Genomic DNA, 4,388 nt, shown 5'->3' with positions numbered 1-4,388 from the left:
GGCGGGGGATCGCGATGCCCTCCGCGAGCGTGGGGGCGGCCGGGGCGCGGTCGGCGGAAGGGAGCAGGTCGTCCGCGCCCGTGCGGAAGGCGGCGGCCAGCGGGGAGACCGCCTCCGCCTGGACCGCGATCAGGCGGGGACGCGTCTCGATCAGGCCCAGCGCGTGCAGTTCGGCGACCGCCAGCGCCGCGCCCAGCAGCAGGGTGCCGTTGCCGACCGGGACCGCCAGAGCGTCCGGCAGCCGGCCGCCGAGGTCCTCCCAGAGCTCGTACACGTACGTCTTCGTCCCGTGCAGGAAGTACGGGTTGAAGACGTGCGAGGCGTAGAAGACCCCCGGCTCGTCCGCCGCCGCGCGGGCCGCCAGCGCGGTCGACTCCCGGCCGCCCGGGACGGCCACCAGGCGCGCGCCGTGCGCCCGGATCTGCTCGGTCTTCTTCGCCGACGTGCCCTCGGGGACGTACACCGTGCACGGCAGTCCCGCCCGCGCGCAGTACGCCGCGACCGACGTGCCCGCGTTGCCCGTGCTGTCCGCCACCACCCGGTCCGGGCCCAGCCGCCGGGCCAGCTCCGCGAGCATCACCGCGCCCCGGTCCTTGAAGGAGAGCGTCGGCATCAGATAGTCGAGCTTCGCCGAAACGGTGTCCGTGAGCGGCACGAGAGGGGTGCGGCCCTCGCCCAGGGAGATCGTCGAGGAGTCGAGCGGGAGGAAATCCTTGTAACGCCACAATGAATCGATCCGGCCGGAAAGCGCGTTCACCCCGACGCCCCGCGCAGGGGTGAAGTCGAGATCCCAGGGGCCCCGGCAGACCGGACAGCACCAGGTCAGAGCGGTGATCGCGGATCGCGTCCCATCCACTGGACAGTAATAGATCGTCATGTCCGCCAGCATGTCAGGCATATGGCAGGTGAATGGCGGGCGTATGGAACACCCCAAGGCACCCTTGTGAGTTCGCCATGGATCGGTCAATCTTTCGCTGGCAGCAGGGCACGCCGCTCGCCGGACGACGCCGAACGTGGGGCGTTCCGATGGCTGATTTGTCATGCCCCTGTCGGGAGTCGGTCGTGCGACTCCGGCACCACCCCCCACCAGAGCACCGCCTATGAGGAGGACCCCTCACATGTCAGTGACGCGTCAGACCCCCCAGGCCCGTCGAAGACTCGCCGCGGCGACCGTCATAGCCACCGCAGCCGCCGTCGCCCTCGCCACCGCCGCCCTGCCGGCGACCGCGGCCGAGCGCGCACCCGAAGGCGTGATCCTGAACGCGGACGCTCCGGGCACCATCAGCGACAGCTACATCGTCACGCTGAAGGACTCGGCCGCGAAGTCGGACTCCGCCAAGGGCAAGGCCCTCGCGAAGAAGTACGGCGCGAGCATCGAACGCACCTACCGCTCGGCCCTCAACGGCTACGCGGTCGAGGCCACGGCCGCGGAGGCGAAGAAGTTCGCCGCCGACCCGGCCGTCGCGTCCGTCTCGCAGAACCGCACCTTCACGGTCTCCGCCACCCAGACCAACCCGCCCTCCTGGGGCCTGGACCGGATCGACCAGCGGAACCTCCCGCTGGACCAGCGCTACACCTACCCCGACAAGGCCGGCGAGGGCGTCACCGCCTACGTCATCGACACCGGGGTGCGCATCAGCCACAGCGACTTCGGCGGCCGGGCCTTCAACGGCTACGACGCCATCGACAACGACAACGTCGCCCAGGACGGCCACGGCCACGGCACGCACGTGGCGGGCACCGTCGCGGGCACCGCCCACGGCGTCGCCAAGAAGGCGAAGATCGTCGGCGTCCGCGTGCTCAACAACCAGGGCTCCGGCACGACCGCGCAGGTCGTCGCCGGTATCGACTGGGTGACGGCCAACGCCGTCAAGCCCGCCGTCGCCAACATGAGCCTCGGCGGTGGCGCCGACGCGGTCCTCGACGCGGCCGTCCAGCGGTCCATCGCCGCCGGCATCACCTACGCCGTCGCCGCGGGCAACGAGTCGACCAACGCCAACACCAAGTCCCCGGCGCGCGTCGCCGAGGCGATCACGGTCGGCTCGACGACCAACACCGACGCCCGCTCCAGCTTCTCCAACTACGGCGCGGTCGTGGACATCTTCGCGCCCGGTTCGTCGATCACCTCGACGTGGAGCACCAGCGACACCGCCACGAACACCATCTCCGGTACGTCGATGGCCAGCCCGCACGTCGCCGGCGCCGCCGCCATCTACCTCGCCGACAACCCGGGCTCGACCCCCGCCCAGGTCTCCGCCGGGCTCGTCGCGGCCGCCACCACCGGCGTCGTCGGCAACCCGGGCACCGGCTCGCCGAACCGCCTGCTGCACGTGGGCCCGGGCGGCACCACCCCGCCGCCCGGCAAGAAGTTCGAGAACACCACCGGCTACGCGATCAACGACAACGCCACGGTCGAGTCCCCGGTCACCGTCACCGGCATCACCGGCAACGCCCCGGCCGCGCTCCAGGTTCCGGTCAACATCTCCCACACCTACATCGGTGACCTGAAGATCGACCTGGTCGCGCCCGACGGTTCGGTCTACAACCTGAAGGCGTACGGCTCGGGCGGCAGCGCCGACAACGTGGTCACCACGTACACGGTCAACGCCTCCTCCGAGGTCGCCAACGGCACCTGGAAGCTCCGGGTCAGCGACAACGCCCGCTACGACACGGGCCGGATCAACAGCTGGGCGCTCCAGTTCTGATCCCGCCCCGGCGGTGAACCACCGAACAGCGTGAGACAGCGTGAGAAGGGGCCGGGACGGTCGCGTCGTGCGACCGCCCCGGCCCCTTCGGCCGTTCAGCGACGGAATCGCCGCCGTCAGCGGCGGTTGAGCGCGCGGTCGACCGTGGTGACCAGCTCCGCGTCCTCCGTGTCGCCGTCCAGCGACCAGAACATCGCCCCGCCGAGCCCCTTGTCCCGGACGTACGAGGCCTTGGCGCGCAGCACCTGCGGGTCGTCGTACGTCCACAGCGTCGTGCCGTCGAACAGCCACGCGTGGCCGTTCCTCACATCACGGTGGATCTTGTACGTCCCCGAAGCGGCCAGCTTCTTCAGGACCTTGTAGTCCTCGTAGCCCGCCGCCCAGGTGGCCGGAGCCGGTGCCGTGGCCGGCTGTCCCAGGCCCGTACCGCCGCCGGTCACACCGGTCCAGCCCTGGCCGTACGTCGGCATCCCCACCACGATCTTGTGCTTGGGAGCGCCGTGGCGCACCCAGTCCCGCACGGTCCGGTCGACGCTGAAGTCGTTCCGCGCGTAGAGGGCCGACTGCTGGGCCGTCTTCTTCTCGCCCGAGACGTGGTAGTCGTAGCCCTGGATGTTGACGAAGTCGAAGTCCTTCATGAGGCGCTTCACGTCGAAGCCCGCGTCGATGGCCTTGGGGTTGGCCGGGACGTACGCCGACAGGTCGTAGTGCTTGGGCTTCGGCTTGTGGTGCCCGTGGCCGTGCCCCTTGCCCTTGCCCGCCTTCTCCTTGGCCTTCGCCTCGCTCTTCGCGTGCGCGTCGAGCTGGGTGCGGAACTCGTGGATCAGGGCGGTGAAGTTCTTCTTGTCCTCCGGGCGGAAGACGGTGCCCTCGTTGGCCGGCGAGCCGGGCCACTCCCAGTCGACGTCGATGCCGTCGAAGAGACCGGCCGCCGCGCCGTCGCCGCCGCGTGCGCCGTCCTGGGGGAGGTTGCCCTTGATGTACAGGTCGATGCAGGAGGAGACGAGCGCCTTGCGGGAGGCCGCGGTGCGGACCGCGTCGGAGAAGTGGGTGGACCAGCTCCAGCCACCCAGCGAGATCATGACCTTGAGGCCGGGGTGCTTGGCCTTCAGCTCGCGCAGCTGGTTGAAGTTGCCCGCGAGCGGCTGGGTGTCGGTGTCGGCGACGCCGTCCACCGATCCCGCCGCGTCGAGCGGACGGGCGTAGTCCGCCCAGGCGTCGGCCTGGCCGGGGATGTTGCCGGTGAAGCACGTGCCCTCGGCGCTGACGTTGCCGAAGGCGTAGTTGATGTGGGTCAGCCTGGCCGCGGCCCCGCTGGTGTCCAGGTCCTTGACCTGGAAGTCGCGTCCGTAGACGCCCCATTGGGTGAAGTAGCCGATGTTCTTGTACGCGGGGCGGTGGTGGCCCTTGCCGCGGTCGCCGCCGTCGTTCCGGTCGTGGCCGGTACCGGCCGTGGCCGCGGGCGCGGCGCCTGCCAGCAGGGTCAGGGCGACGCCGGCGATGGTCATTCGGGACAGGTTTCTTCGACGCATGGGGCTCGTTCCTGTGCGGAAGGGGCGGGGGAGAGCCGTGCTGTGCACAGGGAAGGTATTGGTCTGGACCAAAAATGGTCAAGAGTCCCGGAGTTGCCGCACGTCGCGGACGCGTGGGGGGCGCGTGGACGGGGGCGGTGAGGGGCAGGGA

At 70.4% G+C, this 4,388-nt stretch carries 3 protein-coding genes; 1 reads left to right on the top strand and 2 read right to left on the bottom strand.

The window, feature by feature from the left end; translation table 11 throughout:
• Positions 1 to 877, bottom strand: an 877-nt coding sequence (locus tag D3105_RS32620; RefSeq protein ID WP_240647105.1) for a pyridoxal-phosphate dependent enzyme, incomplete at its 3' end; no start/stop codon positions are given.
• A 241-nt stretch (positions 878 to 1,118) separates the two neighbouring features.
• Between D3105_RS32620 and D3105_RS32615 the strand changes: the two genes are divergently transcribed.
• Positions 1,119 to 2,705, top strand: a complete 1,587-nt coding sequence (locus D3105_RS32615; RefSeq protein WP_118906441.1) for a S8 family peptidase — start codon at positions 1,119 to 1,121, stop codon at positions 2,703 to 2,705.
• Between the two features lie 116 nt (positions 2,706 to 2,821).
• Here D3105_RS32615 and D3105_RS32610 read toward each other — a convergent pair whose 3' ends face one another.
• Positions 2,822 to 4,237, bottom strand: coding sequence for a glycoside hydrolase family 18 protein (locus D3105_RS32610; protein ID WP_118906440.1), 1,416 nt, complete (start codon positions 4,235 to 4,237; stop codon positions 2,822 to 2,824).
• Positions 4,238 to 4,388: the final 151 nt, after the last annotated feature.

The sequence above is a fragment of the Streptomyces globisporus genome (assembly GCF_003501885.1).
In the GTDB taxonomy this organism is placed as follows: domain Bacteria; phylum Actinomycetota; class Actinomycetes; order Streptomycetales; family Streptomycetaceae; genus Streptomyces; species Streptomyces globisporus_D.
The sequence above is the reverse complement of the archived record's forward strand: the minus strand, read 5'-3'. Positions and strand labels throughout refer to the sequence as shown.

Bases quoted from the DNA above. Each gene is read 5' to 3' on its own strand.
- D3105_RS32615 (WP_118906441.1), top strand. From the start codon at position 1,119: ATGTCAGTGACGCGTCAGACCCCCCAGGCCCGTCGAAGACTCGCCGCG.
- D3105_RS32610 (WP_118906440.1), bottom strand. From the start codon at position 4,237: ATGCGTCGAAGAAACCTGTCCCGAATGACCATCGCCGGCGTCGCCCTG.